Source organism: Brenneria tiliae, assembly GCF_023347575.1.
Classification (GTDB): Bacteria; Pseudomonadota; Gammaproteobacteria; order Enterobacterales; family Enterobacteriaceae; genus Brenneria; species Brenneria corticis.
Genome location: NZ_JAKPCB010000099.1, coordinates 92,438 through 110,593 on the forward strand (window position 1 = coordinate 92,438; position 18,156 = coordinate 110,593).

18 protein-coding genes and 1 tRNA gene are annotated in these 18,156 nt (G+C 60.2%); 7 read left to right on the forward strand and 12 right to left on the reverse strand.

Annotated elements, in window-relative coordinates; translation table 11 throughout:
* Positions 1 to 19: 19 nt before the first annotated feature.
* The 8 genes from cooS to MFP24_RS14235 form a co-directional block, all read right to left on the reverse strand.
* On the reverse strand, positions 20 to 2,131 hold the full coding sequence (gene cooS, locus MFP24_RS14200; protein WP_249231074.1) for an anaerobic carbon-monoxide dehydrogenase catalytic subunit: 2,112 nt from the start codon (positions 2,129 to 2,131) through the stop codon (positions 20 to 22).
* Positions 2,132 to 2,254: 123 nt separating this feature from the next.
* Positions 2,255 to 3,439: a NupC/NupG family nucleoside CNT transporter gene (locus MFP24_RS14205; RefSeq protein WP_249231073.1), complete on the reverse strand. Its 1,185-nt coding sequence runs from the start codon at positions 3,437 to 3,439 to the stop codon at positions 2,255 to 2,257.
* Between the two features lie 163 nt (positions 3,440 to 3,602).
* Positions 3,603 to 4,283 (reverse strand): fumarate hydratase C-terminal domain-containing protein, encoded by a 681-nt coding sequence (locus tag MFP24_RS14210; RefSeq protein ID WP_249231072.1) that lies wholly within the window; start codon positions 4,281 to 4,283, stop codon positions 3,603 to 3,605.
* Positions 4,259 to 5,212 carry a fumarate hydratase gene (locus MFP24_RS14215; protein WP_249231071.1) on the reverse strand — a complete coding sequence of 318 codons (954 nt, stop codon included), beginning with the start codon at positions 5,210 to 5,212 and terminating at the stop codon, positions 4,259 to 4,261. Before MFP24_RS14215 ends, MFP24_RS14210 begins: the two co-directional genes overlap by 25 nt.
* Before the next feature lie 25 nt (positions 5,213 to 5,237).
* The gene (locus MFP24_RS14220) at positions 5,238 to 6,983 is read right to left on the reverse strand and encodes an L-aspartate oxidase (protein WP_249231070.1); all 1,746 of its coding nucleotides are present in this window, start codon (positions 6,981 to 6,983) and stop codon (positions 5,238 to 5,240) included.
* A gap of 2 nt (positions 6,984 to 6,985) precedes the next feature.
* Positions 6,986 to 7,333, reverse strand: a complete 348-nt coding sequence (gene sdhC, locus MFP24_RS14225; protein ID WP_249231069.1) for a succinate dehydrogenase, cytochrome b556 subunit — start codon at positions 7,331 to 7,333, stop codon at positions 6,986 to 6,988.
* Entirely contained in the window at positions 7,330 to 7,659 is a 330-nt protein-coding gene (locus MFP24_RS14230) for a succinate dehydrogenase/fumarate reductase transmembrane subunit (RefSeq protein ID WP_249231068.1), read from the reverse strand. The genes sdhC and MFP24_RS14230 overlap by 4 nt, the downstream gene beginning before the upstream one ends.
* Before the next feature lie 3 nt (positions 7,660 to 7,662).
* Positions 7,663 to 8,385 (reverse strand): succinate dehydrogenase/fumarate reductase iron-sulfur subunit, encoded by a 723-nt coding sequence (locus tag MFP24_RS14235; protein WP_249231067.1) that lies wholly within the window; start codon positions 8,383 to 8,385, stop codon positions 7,663 to 7,665.
* 824 nt (positions 8,386 to 9,209) lie between these two features.
* Between MFP24_RS14235 and MFP24_RS14240 the strand changes: the two genes are divergently transcribed.
* From MFP24_RS14240 to MFP24_RS14270, 7 genes are all read left to right on the forward strand, one after another.
* Positions 9,210 to 10,262 (forward strand): ABC transporter substrate-binding protein, encoded by a 1,053-nt coding sequence (locus tag MFP24_RS14240; RefSeq protein WP_249231066.1) that lies wholly within the window; start codon positions 9,210 to 9,212, stop codon positions 10,260 to 10,262.
* 3 nt (positions 10,263 to 10,265) lie between these two features.
* A complete protein-coding gene (locus MFP24_RS14245) occupies positions 10,266 to 11,969 on the forward strand; it encodes a thiamine pyrophosphate-binding protein (RefSeq protein WP_249231065.1) in 1,704 nt (567 codons plus the stop codon).
* Positions 11,970 to 12,042: 73 nt separating this feature from the next.
* The gene (locus MFP24_RS14250; protein WP_249231064.1) at positions 12,043 to 12,906 is read left to right on the forward strand and encodes an ABC transporter ATP-binding protein; all 864 of its coding nucleotides are present in this window, start codon (positions 12,043 to 12,045) and stop codon (positions 12,904 to 12,906) included.
* A gap of 35 nt (positions 12,907 to 12,941) precedes the next feature.
* Complete coding sequence (locus MFP24_RS14255; protein WP_009112409.1) at positions 12,942 to 13,808, forward strand: ABC transporter permease; 867 nt, start codon at positions 12,942 to 12,944, stop codon at positions 13,806 to 13,808.
* Positions 13,809 to 14,015: 207 nt separating this feature from the next.
* Positions 14,016 to 14,092: transfer RNA gene (locus MFP24_RS14260), tRNA-Val, on the forward strand.
* Positions 14,093 to 14,334: 242 nt separating this feature from the next.
* On the forward strand, positions 14,335 to 14,772 hold the full coding sequence (locus MFP24_RS14265) for an antitoxin PaaA2 family protein (protein WP_249231063.1): 438 nt from the start codon (positions 14,335 to 14,337) through the stop codon (positions 14,770 to 14,772).
* Between the two features lie 3 nt (positions 14,773 to 14,775).
* Positions 14,776 to 15,078 carry a type II toxin-antitoxin system RelE/ParE family toxin gene (locus MFP24_RS14270; protein WP_249231062.1) on the forward strand — a complete coding sequence of 101 codons (303 nt, stop codon included), beginning with the start codon at positions 14,776 to 14,778 and terminating at the stop codon, positions 15,076 to 15,078.
* A 213-nt stretch (positions 15,079 to 15,291) separates the two neighbouring features.
* Here MFP24_RS14270 and MFP24_RS14275 read toward each other — a convergent pair whose 3' ends face one another.
* The 4 genes from MFP24_RS14275 to MFP24_RS14290 are packed head-to-tail and all read right to left on the reverse strand — an operon-like array spanning position 15,292 to position 18,143.
* The gene (locus MFP24_RS14275; protein ID WP_249231061.1) at positions 15,292 to 16,068 is read right to left on the reverse strand and encodes an ABC transporter permease; all 777 of its coding nucleotides are present in this window, start codon (positions 16,066 to 16,068) and stop codon (positions 15,292 to 15,294) included.
* Positions 16,061 to 16,819 (reverse strand): ABC transporter ATP-binding protein, encoded by a 759-nt coding sequence (locus MFP24_RS14280; RefSeq protein ID WP_249231060.1) that lies wholly within the window; start codon positions 16,817 to 16,819, stop codon positions 16,061 to 16,063. Before MFP24_RS14280 ends, MFP24_RS14275 begins: the two co-directional genes overlap by 8 nt.
* Positions 16,816 to 17,076 (reverse strand): hypothetical protein, encoded by a 261-nt coding sequence (locus MFP24_RS14285; protein WP_249231059.1) that lies wholly within the window; start codon positions 17,074 to 17,076, stop codon positions 16,816 to 16,818. Before MFP24_RS14285 ends, MFP24_RS14280 begins: the two co-directional genes overlap by 4 nt.
* Positions 17,073 to 18,143, reverse strand: coding sequence for an ABC transporter substrate-binding protein (locus tag MFP24_RS14290; RefSeq protein WP_249231058.1), 1,071 nt, complete (start codon positions 18,141 to 18,143; stop codon positions 17,073 to 17,075). The genes MFP24_RS14285 and MFP24_RS14290 overlap by 4 nt, the downstream gene beginning before the upstream one ends.
* Positions 18,144 to 18,156: the final 13 nt, after the last annotated feature.

Genomic DNA, 18,156 nt, shown 5'->3' on the forward strand with positions numbered 1-18,156 from the left:
CCAAAACGGACATACAGCGCTAAGCGGAAGCGTCGGAAAGCGCAATGCCGCCCAGCCATTTTTCACGCCGCTGCGCCAGATCCGCGACGATTTTAGCCGCCAGCCGCCCGGGGTCCACATCAACCACCATCGTGGAGCCAAAACGGATCTGGCAATCCTCCGTCAGATAACGCCGCACCTTTTCCGACGCCTCTATCGGCGCCTTGACGCAATGATAGGAGTTAATGCCGAGTAAGCGGAAACTGGCCGCCGCGGCCAGCCCTTTTTCATTGGACCACTCTGGACTGGCAAAGGCGAAAGGCATCTCCTTGAGGGCGCGTCCGGCCCCATCCGCCAGCCCTTTAAACAGCGCGGAAGCGCGGGCGTTATCCAGGCATTCTCCCATGTGCCAGACGGGCGGCAGGTCGGGCGCCAGGAAACGCCTTAACCCCTCGCCCGCCAGTTCACGCGCCTGACCGCGACACAGCCCCAATTTGAGCAGCGGAAAAGAAGCGCATCCGTTGGTCAGCACCAGAACGTTATTCTCAATCAGCTTCTGCGCGACGTCGTACACCGCCTTCTCATAAATCACGCGGGGATTGCTGCAGCCCACCAGATTAACGATACCGGCGACCTCGCCGCTTTTCAGGGCTTCAAGCAACGGAGAAAGCGAACCGAAACCGGCGGTGATGTTTTCAACGGAAAAGCCGATTTCCGCCTCCACTTCATACTGCGGGATATTGCGCGGGACATCGCGGCGTGCAGCAAAACTTTCTATCGCCCGGGTAACAATTTTCTGCGCAAGATGTTCGGTTTCATGGAAGTTGGCATGTTCATGGTCATATCCGTAAAACTCGGCCCCGGGCAGCCGCGCCGAGTCGCTGGTGGTCACCACGGTGGTCTGATAGCAGCGCGCCACCTCCATGATGGTGGGGAAAACGTCCTGCACATCCGCCACCCAGAGGTCGAGCGCTCCCGTTCCCAATATCAGCTCCGCGCCAACCGCATTGGATAACGGAATAACCTCGCCGTAGCGGTACATGGCGGAAAGGCCGGAGCAGCAGATGCCATAGAAAGCGATCCCCTCGGCGCCATGCGCCCTGGCCTGCCGGATAAAATGCTCGCCTCTTCCCTGTTTTACAATTTCGCTTACCAGCACCGGCGAATGTCCGTGCAGCGCGATATTGACATGGTTGGCTTTAAGCGCCCCGACGTTGCATTTCACCGTACCGCGCTGCGGCAGGCCGAAAAGGCTATCCATCGCAATGGATGACCCCAGTACGCTGCTCCAGGCAAAGGCCAGCCCGCAGCGCTGAAACTGTTTCATCACATTTTCCCAGTCGCCGTCCGTGCCGGTGGTGGTGCGGTGAAAGGACTCAAAGACTTCGTGCATCGCGCTGACCGGCAGGATCCCCTGTTCGCGCCAGACCTCCTGGCGCTCGCCGGCGGCGAACGCCGCCAGCATTTTATGTTTATCGGGAACGGTGCGGGATAAATCCTCCAGCAGCAGATTAGCCAGCTCCAGCGCTATCGCGTTAAGCGGCCGATCGTGGGTTTCAATGCCCAGCAGCGCGGCGGATTTTTTCACTTTTTCGCTGCCGATAATCGGTTTGTCCAGCGTTCCCTCCGCCGCCGCTTTCAGCGCCAGCATCACCTCGCGGCCTCTGGCGCCGTGCGCCGCCACGCCGGCCGCTATCATGCGCAGCAGGTTACGCGCCACGATAAGATCCGCATCGGCGCCGCACACGCCGCGCGGCGACTTTTTGGTGATACGGCACGGCCCCATAATGCAATTACGGCAGCAGGAACCGGCAATGCCGTAGTGGCACTGCGGCTTCTGGCTATCGAAACGGTCAAATACCGTTTCCACGCCGCGCAGTTCCAGATGTTGCAGCAGCTCACGGACGGCGTTATCGGGCGTCAGCCGTATGACATCGGCCTTGGAAGGGAAGGATTTGCGGTATTCGGCCACCGCTTTCAGATAATCCTTCACATCACCATGGCTATGCTCATGAGAGTGATGTCCTTCCCCATGATGATGTTCATGCGGATGAACATGTTCCGCCGCGCGCCCTTCCCCATGGTTATGCCGCTGTTGCAGGCGATCGTGACCATGTGGACGTTCTGCTTTATCTTCTTCTTGATTGCTCACAATAAAACCCCCGCTTACCTTATTTCAGGATGACCTATCTCGATGCGAGATGGTTATACCGGCGGATATCATCCATGAAATATCAATAAGCCAGGGGTTGCCGCCTTTATCCCCTATGGCCGTTCACAGAACCAGCCCGGCGAACGCCGCGGACAGCAGGCTCACCAGCGTTGAGCCATACAGCAGCTTCAACCCGAAGCGGGAAACCGTATTGCCCTGCTGCTCGTTCAAGCCTTTAATCGAACCGGCGATAATGCCGATGGACGCGAAGTTGGCGAACGACACCAGAAAGACGGACAGGATCCCCACGCCGCGCGCCGACATCTCGGCGACGATTTTTTTCAGCTCGATCATGGCGATGAACTCGGTTGAGACCACTTTGGTCGCCATAATGGCGCCCGCCTTGAACGCGTCCTGCGCCGGGATCCCCACCAGCCAGGCCAAAGGATAGAATGCATAGCCGAGCAGCTGCTGGAAGCTCATGCCGAATAACATGGAAAAGACGGCGTTAATGGCGCCGATCAGGGCGATAAAGCCAATCAGCATCGCCAGAATAATCATCGCCACCCGGAATCCCGCCAGAATGTACTCGCCGAGCATTTCAAAGAAGGTCTGCGACTCATGTAATTTTTCCAGCCGCACTTCCGGCTCGTCGCCGGGGGCGGAAGGATTGATGACCGACAGGATAATAAAGGTGCTGAACATGTTCAGTATCAGCGCCGCCACCACGTATTGCGCATCGATAAGCGTCATGTACGCCCCGACGATGGACAGGGAAACCGTCGACATCGCCGTGGCGGTCATGGAGTAGAGACGCCGCGGCGAGAGGTCGGCCAGAATGCCTTTGTAGGCGATAAAATTTTCCGACTGCCCCAGCGCCAGCGAGCTTACCGCATTAAACGACTCCAGCTTGCCCATGCCGTTGATTTTCGACAGCACGGTGCCCACTCCCCGGATCAGCAGCGGAAGAATGCGCCAGTGTTGCAGGATGCCGATCAGCGCCGAAATAAAAATAATCGGGCACAGCACGCCGAGGAAAACAAACGCCAGCCCCTGCTGACTCATTCCGCCAAAGACAAAATCCGTGCCCTGCGCCGCATAGCCAAGCAGGGCTTCAAAAAAGCCCGCCACCTTGCGCACCACGAAAAGCCCGCTTTGCGCATGCAGCAGGAAGAACGCCAGCGCCGCTTCCAGCACGATAAGCTGAACCAGACGGAGGACGCGGATTTTTTTACGGTCGTAGCTCACCAGCAGAGCCAGCGCCAGGATAACCACCAAAGCAAGAGAGAAATGAAATAGGTTCGACATAAACAGGTTAACTCAATGAAAAGGTGTGCTATTTAGCCATAGCCAACCTGATTATATAAATACTTATTTTAGATTATCATTCCACCGTTGCGCCGATCGGCGAACCGCACGGGGCGGCATCGGCGCCGGCAATCCCGGCGCGGGCCGCTGCGGCGCCGCTTTTTCACATCAGTTCCTGCCGGCGATCGTCGGTTTCGCCGTAGCGGTGCAGCGTCGGCGGCTTCAGCCCCTGGTAGAGGGCGTCGATGCCGGCATTGATGATCTGATTGTGCTGTTCGAACAGCGAGTTGCCGCGCAAATCGCTCTCGACGATAAACGGGCCGAAGCGCTCCACCTCAAACAGCCACATCGCCTGGGCGATGCCCAGCTCTTCCAGCCAGTGCACGTCAATCACCCGCTTGATGCCGCGCCCCAGCAGCGCGCCGGTGCCATAGCCCACCGTGGTCAGGTAGACGGCGCCGGCCGGCACCAGCACCTGACGGTACTGCTCCAGCGGCATGCCCCCTTTGCCGAGAATGATATTGCTGCCGCTAAGCGACAGCCAGCGCTCCATCCAGCGGGCAAAGCGGAAACTGGCGGTGGCGGTAACCGCGCCCACCTGGTAGCCGCCGTCGCCGTCCGGCGCCGCCGCGGGCGAACAGTGGAAATTCACCAGGCTGAGCGCGCGCAGATCCAGCGGCAGCGGCCGCCCCTCATCGAGGATCATGCGGTAGACGCCTTCCCGGGCGGTGTAGACATTGCCGCGCAGATACACCACGGTGCCGATTTCCAGTTGGGCGAGCGCCTGAGCGGAGACCGGCAAGGTCAGCTCGACCACTTTCAACTCGTCAGATTTTCCGGCCATTCCACACTCTCGCGTCGTAGGTAAGGGGTGAACCAGACGGGGTCGGTGCGATAGCTGACCGAGCCGTCGGCATGAACCCGCGCCGTGGCGCGGCGTGAAGCGAGACAAAAGGTATGCAGGCTGACCGGCATGCCGCCGGTATGGGTATAGCCCACTTCAATATGGCAATCCGCCACCATCGAGCGCCCCGCCAGCCCCATGGCGCCCATGCCAAGCGAATTACCCAGCGCCAGAATCTCCAGCTCCAGTTCGGCGATGCGCGGGTCCGGGTTACGGTCGCCCACCACCCGCAGGCAGGCGGCCTGCTTGCCTAGCTGCATGCAGGTATCCTTGGAGCCGCCGATGCCGATGCCGACGATGGCCGGCTGGCAGGCCAGCCCGCGCTTGCCGAAGGCGATCAGGGTGTCCAGCGCGAAACGCTTGATGCCGTCGATGCCGTCTCCGGGGAACAGCATGCGGTAGTCGGTGCCGAACAGCCCGCCCTTATGCACGGTGGTAATATCCACCCAGTCGGCGTCCGGCTCGAACGACCACTCGATTTCCGGCGCATTGATGCCCACATTATTGTTGAACTCGGTGCGCCATAAAGGATGAACCCGGTTGGGGCGCAGGGGAATATCCTGGGTCGCCCGGGCGGTGGCGCGGCGCAGCGCGCGCTCCACGCCGATAAAGCCGCTATCCACCGCCGCATTATTGCCCCACTTGACGTAATAGCGCGGCAGCCCGGTGTCGGCGCACATCGGCCGGCGATCCTCGCCGGCGGCCTGCCAGTTTTCGATCATCGTATCCAGCACGAAACGCGACAGCGCGCCGCTCTCCTCGCGCCGCATGGACTTGATTTTGTCGCGATAATCCGCCGGGATATCGATGGCCGCCAGCTTCATGATCTCGTAGGCGGCCTGCTCCACCCGCTGGATGGCAACGCTCATAATGTCCTCTCCTGATTGAACGGCGTCATATCGCCTCCCGCACGGGCGGTTCCGTCAGCAGGGTTTCCCCCGGCGTGACGATATCAAACGCCACCGGCACCTGTTCCAGCGTCAGCGTCGCGCCCTCGTCTACGCTGCTGATGCGCGTGTAGCGGCTGGCGTTGAGATCGCCGGCGGCGGGAAAGTCTTCGCGAAAATGCGCCCCGCGGCTGTCGTTGCGCGCCAGCGCCGCCGTGGCGATGGTCCGGGCGATCAGCAGCTGGCTGTCCGTATTCAGCCAGTCGTGCCAGCTCAGGTTGTAGCGGCGTTCGCCGTCGCGCACGCCGATAGCCGCCAGTTCGCGCCCATACTGTTCCAGCGCCGCCGCGCCCCGTTCGATGCCCTGCCGGGTGCGCATCACCCCCACGCGATCCCACATGGTCTGCGCCAGCGTCTCGCGCAGCGGGGCCAGCGGTCCCGGCGGCGCGGCGAAAGCGCGTTCGGCGCGGGCGATGCCCGCCTCGATGCGTGCGCGATCCGGTTCCCGCCAGCCCGCGTCCTGCCGCAGGTAGGCCGCCATGGCGTCGCCGGCGATGCCGCCGAATACCGTGGAACAGGCCACGCCGTTGCCTCCCAGCCGGTTGGCGCCGTGTACGCCGCCGCTATCCTCCCCGGCGACATACAGGCCGGGAGAGGCGGTGGAGCAGTCCGCGTCGAACTCCACGCCGCCCATCAGATAGTGCGCGGTGGGCACCACTTCCACCAGTCCGCCCGCCAGATCGAAGCCGCAGTCGGCGCAGCGGGACACCATGCCGGGAAACAGCCGGCGCACTTTCTCCTCGCCCAGATGTTTCATCTGGATAAATATGCCGCCCATCGGGCCGGTGCGCCCGGCGCGCATTTCGGCATAAATCCCCCGGCTGACCACATCGCGCGTGGCGCGTTCGCCGCGCGGATCGTAGCGCTGCATAAAGCGCTCGCCCAGCCCGTTGAGCAGATAGCCGCCGGCGCCGCGCAGCCCCTCTTCCAGCACCGTGCCGGTCATGCGCGTGTCCGGCCCGCCCAGCAGTCCGGTGGGATGAAACTGCACCATCTCCATATCGCGCAGTTTGAGACCGTAGCGCAGCGCCATCGCCAGACCGTCGCAGGTTTTCTCGCCGGAAGGGGTATGGTAGCGAAACATGGTGGGGCCGGCGCCGGTGGCCAGCAGCACCGCCCTGGCACGCACCAGCCGGTAGACGCCGCTGCGCAGATCGATAAACAGCACCGCGGCGATGCCGTCGCCGTCCGCCGCCGGGATCAGCTCGATGGCGCGGTGCTCTTCCAACTCGCGCACGCCCGCGCCGCGCACCTTCTCCATCAGCCGGTTGATGATCTCGATACCCGTCAGATCGGACTTGTGCACCGTGCGATCGAAGGTCTGACCGGCAAAAGCTTTCTGATGCAGGGTGCCGTCGGGGTTGCGGTCAAAAAAGCAGCCGACTTCGTTTTCCAGTTCGCGCACCCGCTCTATGGCGCCCTCCACCAGCCGCCACACCAGATCCTGACGGGGCAGCCATTTGCCGCCGTTAAGGGTGTCCATCACGTGCCGCTCGATCGAATCGCCGGCCGCCAGCGCCACGTTATAACCGCCCTGCACCATCCGGGTACAGCCGCTTTTCCCCAGCAGTCCCTTGGTGGCGACGGTCACTTCCAGCGAGGGATCCGCCCGGCGCGCGTGCAGCGCGGCAAACAGACCGGCGCCGCCGGAACCCAGGATCAGAATGTCGGTTTTCAGATTCTCAAACTGCACGGCTAGAGCACCCCCATAATAAAGACGGTGCCGACGATAAGGGAAAAGCCGGCGCCCCAGCCAATCCAGCCCAGGCGCGCCTGGCGGATATCACTCCAGTTCAGTATTTCCAGCGCCAGCAGGCGCAGCCCGAAACTGGCATGCAGACAGAGCGCCACCACCAGCCCCCACTCCGCCGCTTTCACCAGCGGCAGATCGCTAAAGCGGATCACGCGCTCCAGTCCGGCTTCCCCCTCCAGCGCCAGGCCGAGCGCCAGAAAATGCAGCGGTAGAAACAGCGTCAGCGCCAGCCCGGACAGCCGGTGGCCGATAAACGCCAGATAGCCTTTTTGACGGCGTAACGCGTTCATAACCCTCCCACGGCGATAACCGCCCGAATGCCAAGAATCAATAGCAGAAGCGCCAGCCCCAGGCTGATGCCGTCCGCGGCGCGGTAACCGATGCCGGTCCACTCGTTCAGCACCGCGCGCACGCCCAGCGGCGCATGCACGGCGACGCAGAGGACGAAAGTTGAATAGAACAGCAGCCAGCCGACGCTGCCCTGGGTGCGCCCCAGGATGGCGCCGGCGCTCAGGCCGCTGTGCGTCGCGTAGATCATCACGCCCACATGCACCAGTACGAAAGGGATAAGCAGCAAGGTACTGAGGCGCTGAATAAGGAACAGTTTACTTTCCATAGGTCACGCCTTACCGAACCATTGCCACAGCGAAATCCGTTTCAGACCGGCGATGCTGCGGGTCGGACTCAGCCCCACCGGACAACAGGCCATACAATTTCCCTGCATATGGCAGGCGCTGACGCCGCCGGCCTCGGCGACGCGCGCTTTCACTTCGGCGTGCGCTTCGTGCCGCTCATCATTGATCAGCGTCCAGGCGCGATTCAGCGCGGCCGGACCGAGGTAGCGCTTATCCCAGGCCACCACGTCGCAGGCGGCGTAGCAAATGCCGCAGTTGATGCATTCAATCGCCTCGCTGGCGAGGCGCCGCCGGGCACCCTGCGGATCGACTCGCGCCGGATCCTGCTCGCGGCTGCGGCCGGAGCTGAACTCGCCGCCGGCCTGTTGCCACTTGGTGAAAAACTCGCGCATATCCACCACCAGATCCTTGATCGGCGGCAGATTGCGCAACGGCTCCAGCACCAGTTCGCCCTTGTCGGCCACCCGGCTGACGTGCGTGCGGCAGGCCCAGCGCGGGGTGCCGTTGACCATCACGGCGCAGGAGCCGCACACCCCGACCCGGCATGAAAAACGGTAGGACAGCGTGGGATCCTGCCGCTGCTGGATTTCCGTAACCACGTCCAGCACCGTTTGATTATCCCGCCGGGGCACCGAATAGACCGCATGCCTGACACCCGGCCCGCCGCGGGCGATTTTTACCCGTAGTGTGTTTTGTTCGTTAGCCATTTATTTTTTTGACTCACCGCATGATCCGGGCCAAAAACGCTCCGCCGGCCCCAATCCTTCGCTTATATATTATGAATGGATATCGCCGACGATAATTGCCGCCGGCCGATTTATCGAGAACAAATAACGGCAATAATTAATCCTACCGCCGTAAGAAAATACCGCCGTCAGACCATCGTCGAGATAGATGATAAAAACCCGCCGCAATAAAACACTATAATTAACAGGGTTAAATATCCTAACAATTAATATGAATAAGCAAAGCTAAAATTCGCAAAAGACAAAAAACCGTCTCAGACGGCGCTCGCTTAACCGCCATCACGCGGGAAAACAACCTAACCAACTAAAATAAAAGATAAATTTACCCACTTATCAATAATGGAAGCATTCTTTTATTTATCCCGGATGGCGCAGCGCGCAGGCCAATAATAAAAAACTCGCCACTAAACGGGAAACGTGTTATTAGCTAGCCGATACTTATCCATTTTTTCTGTGAGGGTATTAATTTTACCTAATGAAATAACGATTACACATAGCTTATTACAAAATGCGCTTTATCAGAAACGGCGGGTTAACTTATGCTTCTCCTCATATTCCTTTAACGCAGGAATATATTAACTAATGTAATAAATAATATTTATTTAATCATCAACCTGGCCAAGTTCATGATCTGGCTAAAATGTCTGGCTCCGGAAATTTTTTAATTTTGTTTCTATTTTGTTAGATAAATCCCGGACCCGAGATTTTACGCAGATTTCCCCGTTCGACGTCGAACGCTTTTGATCGGCCAATTTGTCTATCACACTTTCCAATGGGTACTGGGTATGAAAAAAATAAATCGCGCGGTGAGTCCGACCGGCCGTTTTTCCCGCAAACTGATCGGCCTGACTTCGGCCGTCAGCCTGCTGGCATCGGCCCTGGCCCTGCCGACGCAGGCATATGCGGAAGGCCAGTTGCGCATCGCGCAGCAGTTCGGCATCGTCTATCTGCTGCTTAACGTGGCGCAGGATAAACAGCTGATTGAGAAGCACGCCAAGGCCGACGGGCTGGAAGTCAAAGTGGATTATCTGCAGCTTTCCGGCGGCGCGGCGGTCAACGATGCGCTGCTGTCCGGCTCGGTGGATATCGCCGGCGCCGGCATCGGCCCGCTGTTTACCCTGTGGGACCGCACCAAAAACCGTCAGAACGTGCGGGCCGTGCTGGCGACCGGCCAGTTTCCTTACTACCTGATCAGCACCAATCCCAACGTGAAAACCATCGCCGACTTCACCGACAAGGATCGCATCGCGGTGCCGGCGGTAGGCGTATCGGTTCAGTCGCGCTATCTGCAGCAGGCCTCGGCGAAACTGTGGGGAGATAAAGAATTCAACCGCCTCGATAAACTACAGGTGGCGCTGCCGCATCCCGACGCCACGGCGGCCATTATCAGCGCCGGCACCGAAATCACCGCCCACTTCGGCAACGCCCCTTTCCAGGAACAGGAGTTGGCCGGCAACCCCAACGCCCATATCGTACTGAACTCTTATGACGTGCAGGGCGGTCCTACTTCCCCGGTAGTGCTTTACACCACGGAAAAATTCCGCAAGGAAAATCCTCGCACTTACCGCGTATTCGTCAATGCCCTGGCCGAAGCGGCGGAATTTGCCGAGCAGAATCCTGAAGAAGCGGCCGATGCTTTTATCCGCATCACCAAATCCAAAATCGACCGTAAACTGTTGCTGGATATCCTCAAAAGTCCCGAGTCGAAATTCAGCATCACCCCGCAGAATACCTTGCAGCTGGGGCAGTTCCTGCACCGCGTGGGGGCCATCAAAAACAAACCCGAATCGGTGAAGGATTACTTCTTTGACGATCCGCATGTGGCCTCAGGGAGCTGATTGATGTCGCTGGATTTCGGCACCGGCGCGGCGGCCGAGCCATCCTCCGGTAACGCGGCGGGCATCGGCGGCCCTGCCGCCATCCGCAAGGTGGCGGACGCCGTCGCCGAAACGCTGGCCAACTTCGGCGCCAGATTCGTCTTCGGTATTCCGGGCAACGACGTACTGGAACTGATGCGCGCCTGCGAGGAGCGGGATATCCGTTATCTGCTCGCCCGCTCGGAACCGTCCTGCGCCTTTATGGCCGACGCGGTCTATCGGCTGACCGGCACGCCCGGCGTGGTGCTGCCGGCGCTGGGGCCGGGATTGGCCAATATGGCGTCGGGCATCGCCGGCGCATTGCAGGATCGCAGCGCGCTATTGGTGCTTGGCGGCAGCGCCGAGCGGAATGTGGGCGGCATTTACAGCCATCAGATCATCGATCAGCTGGCTCTGATGCGGCCCATCACCCTGTATGCCGATACGCTCAATCCGGCGCGCGCGGCGCAGCAGGCGGCCAAGGCGCTGGATATCGCCACCCGCTATCCGCCGGGGCCGGTTTTTCTCGACGTGGCGGCGGATGTAAGCCGCGCTACCAGCGACGAAGCGGCCTATGCGCCGCAGGCGCGCCACGCCGGCGGCTATCTGTCGTCAGAGGATCGCGACCATATCCTCACCCTGCTGCGGCAGGCCAGACGCCCTCTGGCGCTGATTGGTCAGGGCACCCTGTACGGGCCGCGCCCGCAGGCGGTGAGCGATTTTATTCACGCCAGCGGACTGCCGTTCCTGACCACTTACAAAGCCAAAGGCATCGTCAGCGAATACCATCCCCATTGTCTCGGGGCGCTGGGGCTGAGTCCGGTGGTGGACGCGGTGCAGCGCGACGCCATCAACGCCGCCGACGTGCTGCTGCTGATAGGATTCGATCCGATTGAACTGCGCAACGCCTGGCTGGATGCCTGGCCGGCCGAAAAATCGGTACTCACTCTGGACTGGGCGCCGCTGGATCAGCGGATGTTTCCCGCCGGTCTCGAGTACTACGGCAATCTGCACGGCAACCTGCAAGGGTTGCGTCAGGCGTGGGAGCGCGATCCCGATCCGCGTCCGCCGGAGCAGGCGACCGATTTCCAACGGCACCGCGCCCGTATCGCGCAGCTGCTGTCCCCAGGCGTCAGCCATCGGGACATCAGCCCGGCGGCGCTTTTCGGCGTACTCGACGCTCAGATGACCGATGAGTGGCTGGTGACGCTGGACGTTGGCGCGCACCGGATACTGGCCAACCATATCCTGCGCTGCCGCCGCCCCAACCAGCTGCTGCAGTCTAACGGATTTTGCTGCATGGGTTACAGCCTGCCGGCGGCCATCGCCGCCCAGACGCTATATCCGCAGCGGCCGGTCGTCGCCGTGACCGGGGATGGCGGCCTGCTGATGACGCTGGGGGAGTTGACGCTGGCCGGCGAACGGGATCTGCCGCTGGTGGTGGTGGTGCTTAACGACGCCGCGCTATCGCTGATCCGCCTGAAGCAGTCCCAAAGCGGCCTGGCGGAGCGCGGCGTAGGCTACCGCGCCGCCGATTTCGCCGGCGTGGCGCAAGCGCTGGGAGCGCGGGGCATACGGGTGAACGATATCGACGAGTTCGACCGCGCCCTGCGCGAAGCCGTCGCCAGCCGGCATTTCACATTAATAGACGCCGCCATCGACCCGGCGGAATATGCACATCAGATGTGACGATAACCGTCGGCCGCCTCGGCGCCGGCCGGTCCGTCACGCTGGATACTGAATAATAACGAGAGGGGAAATCATGCCTTTTCAGTCATCGCCGCCCCCCACGACACCGCTGTTGCAGGTGGAGGGGGTCAGTCTGGAATACGCCACCCGCGAACGTCGGGTACGCGCTACCCACGACGTCAGTTTCGATATCTTTCCCGCCGAGCGTTTTATCCTGCTCGGTCCCTCGGGCTGCGGCAAGTCCAGCCTGCTGAAAGCGGTGGGCGGATTCCTGCCTCCGGTCGACGGCCGTATCCTGCTGGAGGGAGAGGAAATCACCAAACCCGGCCCGGACCGGATGATGGTGTTTCAGGAGTTCGATCAACTGCCGCCGTGGAAAACCGTGCTGGAAAACACCCAGTTCCCGCTGCGGGTCACCGGCAAGCTGTCCGCCGCCGAAGCGCGGGATCAGGCGCTCTATTATCTGGAGAAGGTCGGCCTGGCGGATTTCGCCAATGCCTGGCCGCACACTCTGTCCGGCGGGATGAAGCAGCGCGTGGCCATCGCCCGCGCGCTGGCGATGAAACCGAAGGTACTGCTGATGGATGAGCCGTTCGCCGCGCTGGATGCGCTGACCCGCCGGAAAATGCAGCAAGAATTGCTGGAACTGTGGGATGAAGTCCGTTTCACCCTGATGTTCGTCACCCATTCCATAGAGGAAGCGCTGGTGGTGGGCAACCGCATTCTGTTGCTTTCGCCGCATCCGGGGCGGGTGCGCGCCGAACTCAACAGCCATCAGTTCGCCCATAATAGCGAAGGCGGCAGCGAGTTCCAGACGGCGGCGCGGCGCATTCACGATCTGCTGTTTCCCGCCGGCCAGCCGGTGGAGCCGGAACCGGCCGCGATCTCTGGGGACAGCGCCCCGCTCCGTTCACTGGCCGGACAGCATACCCGCTGATCCCCGTTTAATAATGAGATAGAAAAGGTTTTACCATGAGTCAACTTCCACCCGTCAGACCGGAATATCTGAAAGATCTGGCTCCGCTGACCGACGTCAAGGTCGCCCAACCGCTGCCGTTGCTCAATCGCCTGTGGAACCTGAGCGGGGTGCGCAAGACCCTGCTGCTGATCCTGCTGGCGCTGCTGTGGGAAGGCGCGGCGCGCTGGCAGGATAACGATTTGCTGCTGCCCACCTTCACCCAGGCGGCCGCGGCGTTTGTCGACGATATGCGCAGCGGCGAACTGCCCGCGAAAATCGCCATCTCCCTCGGCACGCTGGTCAAAGGCTATATTATCGGCACCCTGCTGGCTCTGGCGCTCAGCGCCCTGGCCGTCTCCACCCGGCTGGGACGCGACCTGCTTTCCACGCTCACCTCGATGCTAAATCCGCTGCCGGCCATCGCGCTGCTGCCGCTGGCTCTGCTGTGGTTCGGACTTGGCACCAACAGCCTGATTTTCGTGCTGATCCATTCCGTATTGTGGCCGATGGCGCTCAACACCTACTCCGGTTTCCTCGGGGTATCCGAAACGCTGCGCATGACCGGACGCAACTACGGATTAAGCGGACTGCGCTACGTGTGGCACATCCTGATGCCGGCGGCGTTGCCGTCCATTCTTTCCGGCCTGAAGATCGGCTGGGCCTTTGCCTGGCGAACGCTGATCGCCGCCGAACTGGTGTTCGGCGCCTCCAGCGGCCAGGGGGGTTTGGGCTGGTATATTTTCCAGAACCGTAACGAACTCTATACCGATCGGGTTTTCGCCGGTCTGGCATCGGTGATCATTATCGGTCTGCTGGTGGAAACGCTGATTTTCGCCACCATCGAACGCATCACCATCAAACGCTGGGGGATGCAGCGCTGACTTCGGCCCGCTTTCGCCGCCTTGACGACTAAGGCGGCGAAAGCGGCTAAACATTCAGCATCTGATATAGATGGATGGACAAAGGTCTTGCCATCCATCCCCGAGCAGGCCATAATAGCGTCCATTCCACAGGCTGGAATGAAAAAAGCATTTTAATCAAACGGTTAGACATTTAGTTAGCAGTGATTAAAATGCGCCATCTCCTGTACGACCGTAGCTCAGTTGGTTAGAGCACCACCTTGACATGGTGGGGGTCGGTGGTTCGAGTCCACTCGGTCGTACCAATTTCTCCTCCTTAGACATACAACAACGTCTATAGGTCTCTGAAAATAGGCGAGATGCCCCCTCTCGCGTTCCAGTGAAATCCTACCAAAAGCGCTTGCGGAGAATAATCCTTTTCTACCCTACCTCTGCTGCACATTATACGTACAGCAAACTTTAAACATTGACTATACGTTTCCTATAAAACGTGCAAACATAACTTTGATTCTTTCTTGTTCTTTTATGAGAGGCGATTATGCAAAGCATGACGATTGAACAATTACGGGTTGCAAATAGCGCTGGCGGCATTGCCGGCGTGACTCTGAAAGGACAAGGCGGTTCGTTCATCGTTCACGTCGCTACGCGCAACGGCGCCAGCGCAGTATTAGTTACGGCACGCAACAGCGAGCCTCGCCGGTTTGGTAATCCGATCTCTGCGTTAAACACGCTTCGCAACGTTGGGATCACCACGGGTAATTTCGATGCCAGCGAGTGGAACCCGGAGGAAAAAAACAGTACGCCGGGAAATCGAGGGAGATCTGAAGCAATGCGCAAAGCGCATCAGGCCGCAGCGTACGCAGGATGGTTAGCGTCAGAAATTCAAGACGCCATCGATGACCCTCGGTCGGACATTCCGCATGAGCAAGTAATGGCCCGCATGGAAGCCCGGATAGCCCGGCATAAAAAAGACCAGGCTGATTAATCGATGACAGAAAAGATTTACACCATCGTGTGGCGTCCTGTAGCTGAAGCCGATTTACAGAACATTGTCGATTATATCGCACAAGATAACCCGATCCGGGCTGCAGAATTCGGCAACTCGTTGCGCAGTAAAACTTTACCGCTTGCACATAATCCCTGGCTCGGCCACCCAGCGCGTCCCGGTCTGCCGGATTATGTGCGGGAATTAGTCGTTCACAAACATTACGTCATTTTTTACCGCGTGCTGGAAACACGGCTCGTTGTACAGATTTTGCGAATTAAACACACAGCCCTACAAATGCCTTAACGGAAAAAAAAGCGCGGTACGAACCCCACAAAGCACCGTTCTACCTATCTCGCGCCCTGTCCTGCGTTCCCTGCGGGATGCCGAACCGCAGCGCAGCCGAGATCCCAAAATAGACTAATGACCGCTGGCCGCGGACCATAGCGTGCCGGCTACCCTACGGGCAGCTTCGACCAGAGAATCGTTATGGCCCTCTATCTGGCAGGCGACGATCAATCAGCGCCTGCGCCGCCGTACCGCGTCCGGCTGCCAGAATATTACCCGCCGTTGCAGCCAGCGCACGGTCTGCGCGCCGCATAATCCGATCAGCGCCAACAGGATAACGCCCGCGAACATGGTGGACAGATTCATGCTGACGGAACTGGAGGCGATCAGATAGCCCAGCCCGCGCTGGGCCGACAGAAACTCGGCGACCACCGCGCCAATCAGAGCCAGCGCCACGCCAATCTGCAACCCCGAAAACACCTCGCCGGCGGCCGACGGAAGTTTCACGTGAAAAAGCAGATATAAACGCGATGCGGAGAAGGCGCGGCAGGCATCCAGCAGGTCGGTATCCGCACGGCGGATGCCATTGACGGTATTGACGAATAGCGGGAAAAAGCACACTAACGTAACCAGTACGATCTTCGACGCCGCTCCGTAGCCGAACCAGACCAGGATAATCGGCCCCAGCGCAACCTTTGGCGTAGCTTGCAGAGCGATTAACAGCGGGTAGACAAACCGTTCAAAGGTTTGGGATTCGGCCAGCGCCACGCCCAGTAACACCGCCAGCAGGCTGCCAGTCGCATAACCGGTTAGCGTTTCGCCCAGCGTCGTCGCAATATGCGGCCACAGGCTGCGATCGCTAAAACCATCGGCCAACGCCCGGTATACCGCGGCAGGCGGCGGCAGCAGATAATCCGGGATGGAGAAGAAACGAACGGCCAAATCCCAGATCAGCACCAGCAACGCCAGGCTGGTCAGGGGATACAATAACGGCAGAAGCCTATGCATGGGTGAAATGCCTCCGTAGGTGCTGACATAATGCCGTAAATTCGGCGTCGGCCAGCGTATCCAGGCTACGCGGACGCGGTAACCCAATCGCCAGATCTTCGACTATCTTCCCCGGCCGCGGCGACATCACCAGCACCCTGTCGGCGAGGAATACGGCTTCCTGGATACTGTGGGTAATGAACAGCACCGATTTTTGCTGCTGTCCCCAGATACGCTGTAGTTCCAGCGTCAGGGCTTCGCGCGACAGCGCATCCAGCGCGGCAAACGGCTCATCCATCAACAACAGTTCCGGATCGTGCAACAGCATGCGCGCAATGCCTACGCGCTGCTGCATACCGCCCGATAGTTCAAAAGGATAATCGTCGGCAAAATCCGCCAGACCCACCAGTTCAAGCAGATCCTGGGCGCGCTTACGGGCCGGAGCGACGGGTAAACCTAAGGTGCGCGCAGGCAGCAGTACATTGTCGAGCACGCTTTTCCAGGGCAGAAGATTGGGTTTCTGAAACACGACGCCCGCGTGTCTGCCCGGCCCCGTCACCGCCTGTCCCGAGAGCGACACCTCGCCTTTGGTGGCCGACAGCAGCCCGGCGGCCAGTTTGAGCACGGTGGACTTGCCGCATCCCGACGGCCCCAGCAGCGCCACGAATTCGCCCTGCGCCACGCGCAGATCGATGCCGTCCAGCGCGTCAATCTCTCCTCTGCGGGTCGCATAGGTCAGGCCGACCCGGCGTAGTTCCAATGCGGCGCTCATGCCCGGGCCTCTTGCGCCGCCAGCAGAGCGGCCCGCTGTTCGGGCGCGCCGCCGCCGGAACCGCTGAGGACTATCGCCACGGGATGGGGGCCGTCCCCGGCGATACTGAACGTCGCCTCGCTGCGCCAGAGGCTACCGTCCGGATGCGCCAGCGATGCCGACAACCGGGCGATCCCAGGCGCCAGCCCGCTGATACGCATCTTTCTGACCTGGTCGATCGGCCCGTCAATCATGTCGATATCCCATACAACGCTCATTTCGCCGCCTCGGCCCGTTGGCGCAGGGCATGCTTGTCAAAATCATCGAAGGCCGTGACAAACGCATTGGAAAATATCTTTTCCACCGGCACATCCGCACGTGGAAACTCGCCCGCCTGCGCCATGGCCGCAATCGCGCGCCGAATGGCGCCGAGGTCATACTCACCGGGTTGACGCCGGCTGCCGTCCTCACGGTATAACGTGCGTTGCAGACGTCTGGACAGCAGCGTTACCGCCTCATCCAGACCTTTTCCTTCGGCATCGGCGGGTCGGCTTTCCGGGTTGCGGCGCCAAAACGCCTGTACGCAGAACGTCGGGTTGATTTCGCAAACGAATTGCGCCTGCGTATAGGCCCGGCCGAAACGACGTATCAGATCGGGGTTGTCTCTGAACGTATCGTTATGGGCGATGAAGCCATTACCCGGCGTTTCCTGAAACACCGCGGGATAGGCTATCCGGCGGATACGGGTTCCCGTGAACTCAAGGATGTCGCCCCAACTGCTATTGAAATTGAGCGCGTCCACCTGTTTACCGCGCAACGCCTGAAAACCCGAGCCAAGCGCGCCGACCGCCACGAATTCAACATTTTTTCCCGGCTCCAGTCCCGCCACCCGCAGCGCGGCGCGACTATTGGGCAAGGTTCCCCAGGTCAACGCCCCGACGCCGATGGTTTTATCTTTCAGGTCGGCCAGCGTTTTGACAGGCGACGTCTCCAGAACCGTATATTCCATCGTTTGGCTTGGCACGCCATTATAAAAGTAGCGCACCGGCAAAGGATCTTTGCCGCTGAAATAGCTCGAAATCACGGGTTCCGATACCGGATAACCGAAGGTGACGCGTTTACTGGCGACCTGCGGCAGCAGCGCCCCCGCGCCCTGAAAGACAATCAGCTTCACGGACAAATCCTGTTCCCTGAACAGGCCCAACTCTTCCGCCGCCGCATAGGGCGCGCCATCATGCACCGCTGGAGGAATGGCTAACGCAACGGTGACATCGTCAAGCGCCTGCGCCTGACCAGCGCCGACACAGGCAAACGTGAGGAACAGCAAAACAGGTTTCAAACGCATGATGGACTCCCTG

Excerpts from the sequence above, each read along its gene's own strand:
- MFP24_RS14215 (WP_249231071.1), bottom strand. The coding sequence starts at position 5,212 with ATGAGCGTTGCCATCCAGCGGGTGGAGCAGGCCGCCTACGAGATCATG.
- MFP24_RS14240 (WP_249231066.1), top strand. The coding sequence starts at position 9,210 with ATGAAAAAAATAAATCGCGCGGTGAGTCCGACCGGCCGTTTTTCCCGC.
- MFP24_RS14275 (WP_249231061.1), bottom strand. The coding sequence starts at position 16,068 with ATGCATAGGCTTCTGCCGTTATTGTATCCCCTGACCAGCCTGGCGTTG.
- MFP24_RS14235 (WP_249231067.1), bottom strand. The coding sequence starts at position 8,385 with ATGGCTAACGAACAAAACACACTACGGGTAAAAATCGCCCGCGGCGGG.
- MFP24_RS14265 (WP_249231063.1), top strand. The coding sequence starts at position 14,335 with ATGACGATTGAACAATTACGGGTTGCAAATAGCGCTGGCGGCATTGCC.
- MFP24_RS14205 (WP_249231073.1), bottom strand. The coding sequence starts at position 3,439 with ATGTCGAACCTATTTCATTTCTCTCTTGCTTTGGTGGTTATCCTGGCG.
- MFP24_RS14245 (WP_249231065.1), top strand. The coding sequence starts at position 10,266 with ATGTCGCTGGATTTCGGCACCGGCGCGGCGGCCGAGCCATCCTCCGGT.
- MFP24_RS14230 (WP_249231068.1), bottom strand. The coding sequence starts at position 7,659 with ATGGAAAGTAAACTGTTCCTTATTCAGCGCCTCAGTACCTTGCTGCTT.
- MFP24_RS14210 (WP_249231072.1), bottom strand. The coding sequence starts at position 4,283 with ATGGCCGGAAAATCTGACGAGTTGAAAGTGGTCGAGCTGACCTTGCCG.
- sdhC (WP_249231069.1), bottom strand. The coding sequence starts at position 7,333 with ATGAACGCGTTACGCCGTCAAAAAGGCTATCTGGCGTTTATCGGCCAC.
- MFP24_RS14290 (WP_249231058.1), bottom strand. The coding sequence starts at position 18,143 with ATGCGTTTGAAACCTGTTTTGCTGTTCCTCACGTTTGCCTGTGTCGGC.
- MFP24_RS14255 (WP_009112409.1), top strand. The coding sequence starts at position 12,942 with ATGAGTCAACTTCCACCCGTCAGACCGGAATATCTGAAAGATCTGGCT.
- MFP24_RS14250 (WP_249231064.1), top strand. The coding sequence starts at position 12,043 with ATGCCTTTTCAGTCATCGCCGCCCCCCACGACACCGCTGTTGCAGGTG.
- MFP24_RS14285 (WP_249231059.1), bottom strand. The coding sequence starts at position 17,076 with ATGAGCGTTGTATGGGATATCGACATGATTGACGGGCCGATCGACCAG.
- MFP24_RS14280 (WP_249231060.1), bottom strand. The coding sequence starts at position 16,819 with ATGAGCGCCGCATTGGAACTACGCCGGGTCGGCCTGACCTATGCGACC.
- MFP24_RS14270 (WP_249231062.1), top strand. The coding sequence starts at position 14,776 with ATGACAGAAAAGATTTACACCATCGTGTGGCGTCCTGTAGCTGAAGCC.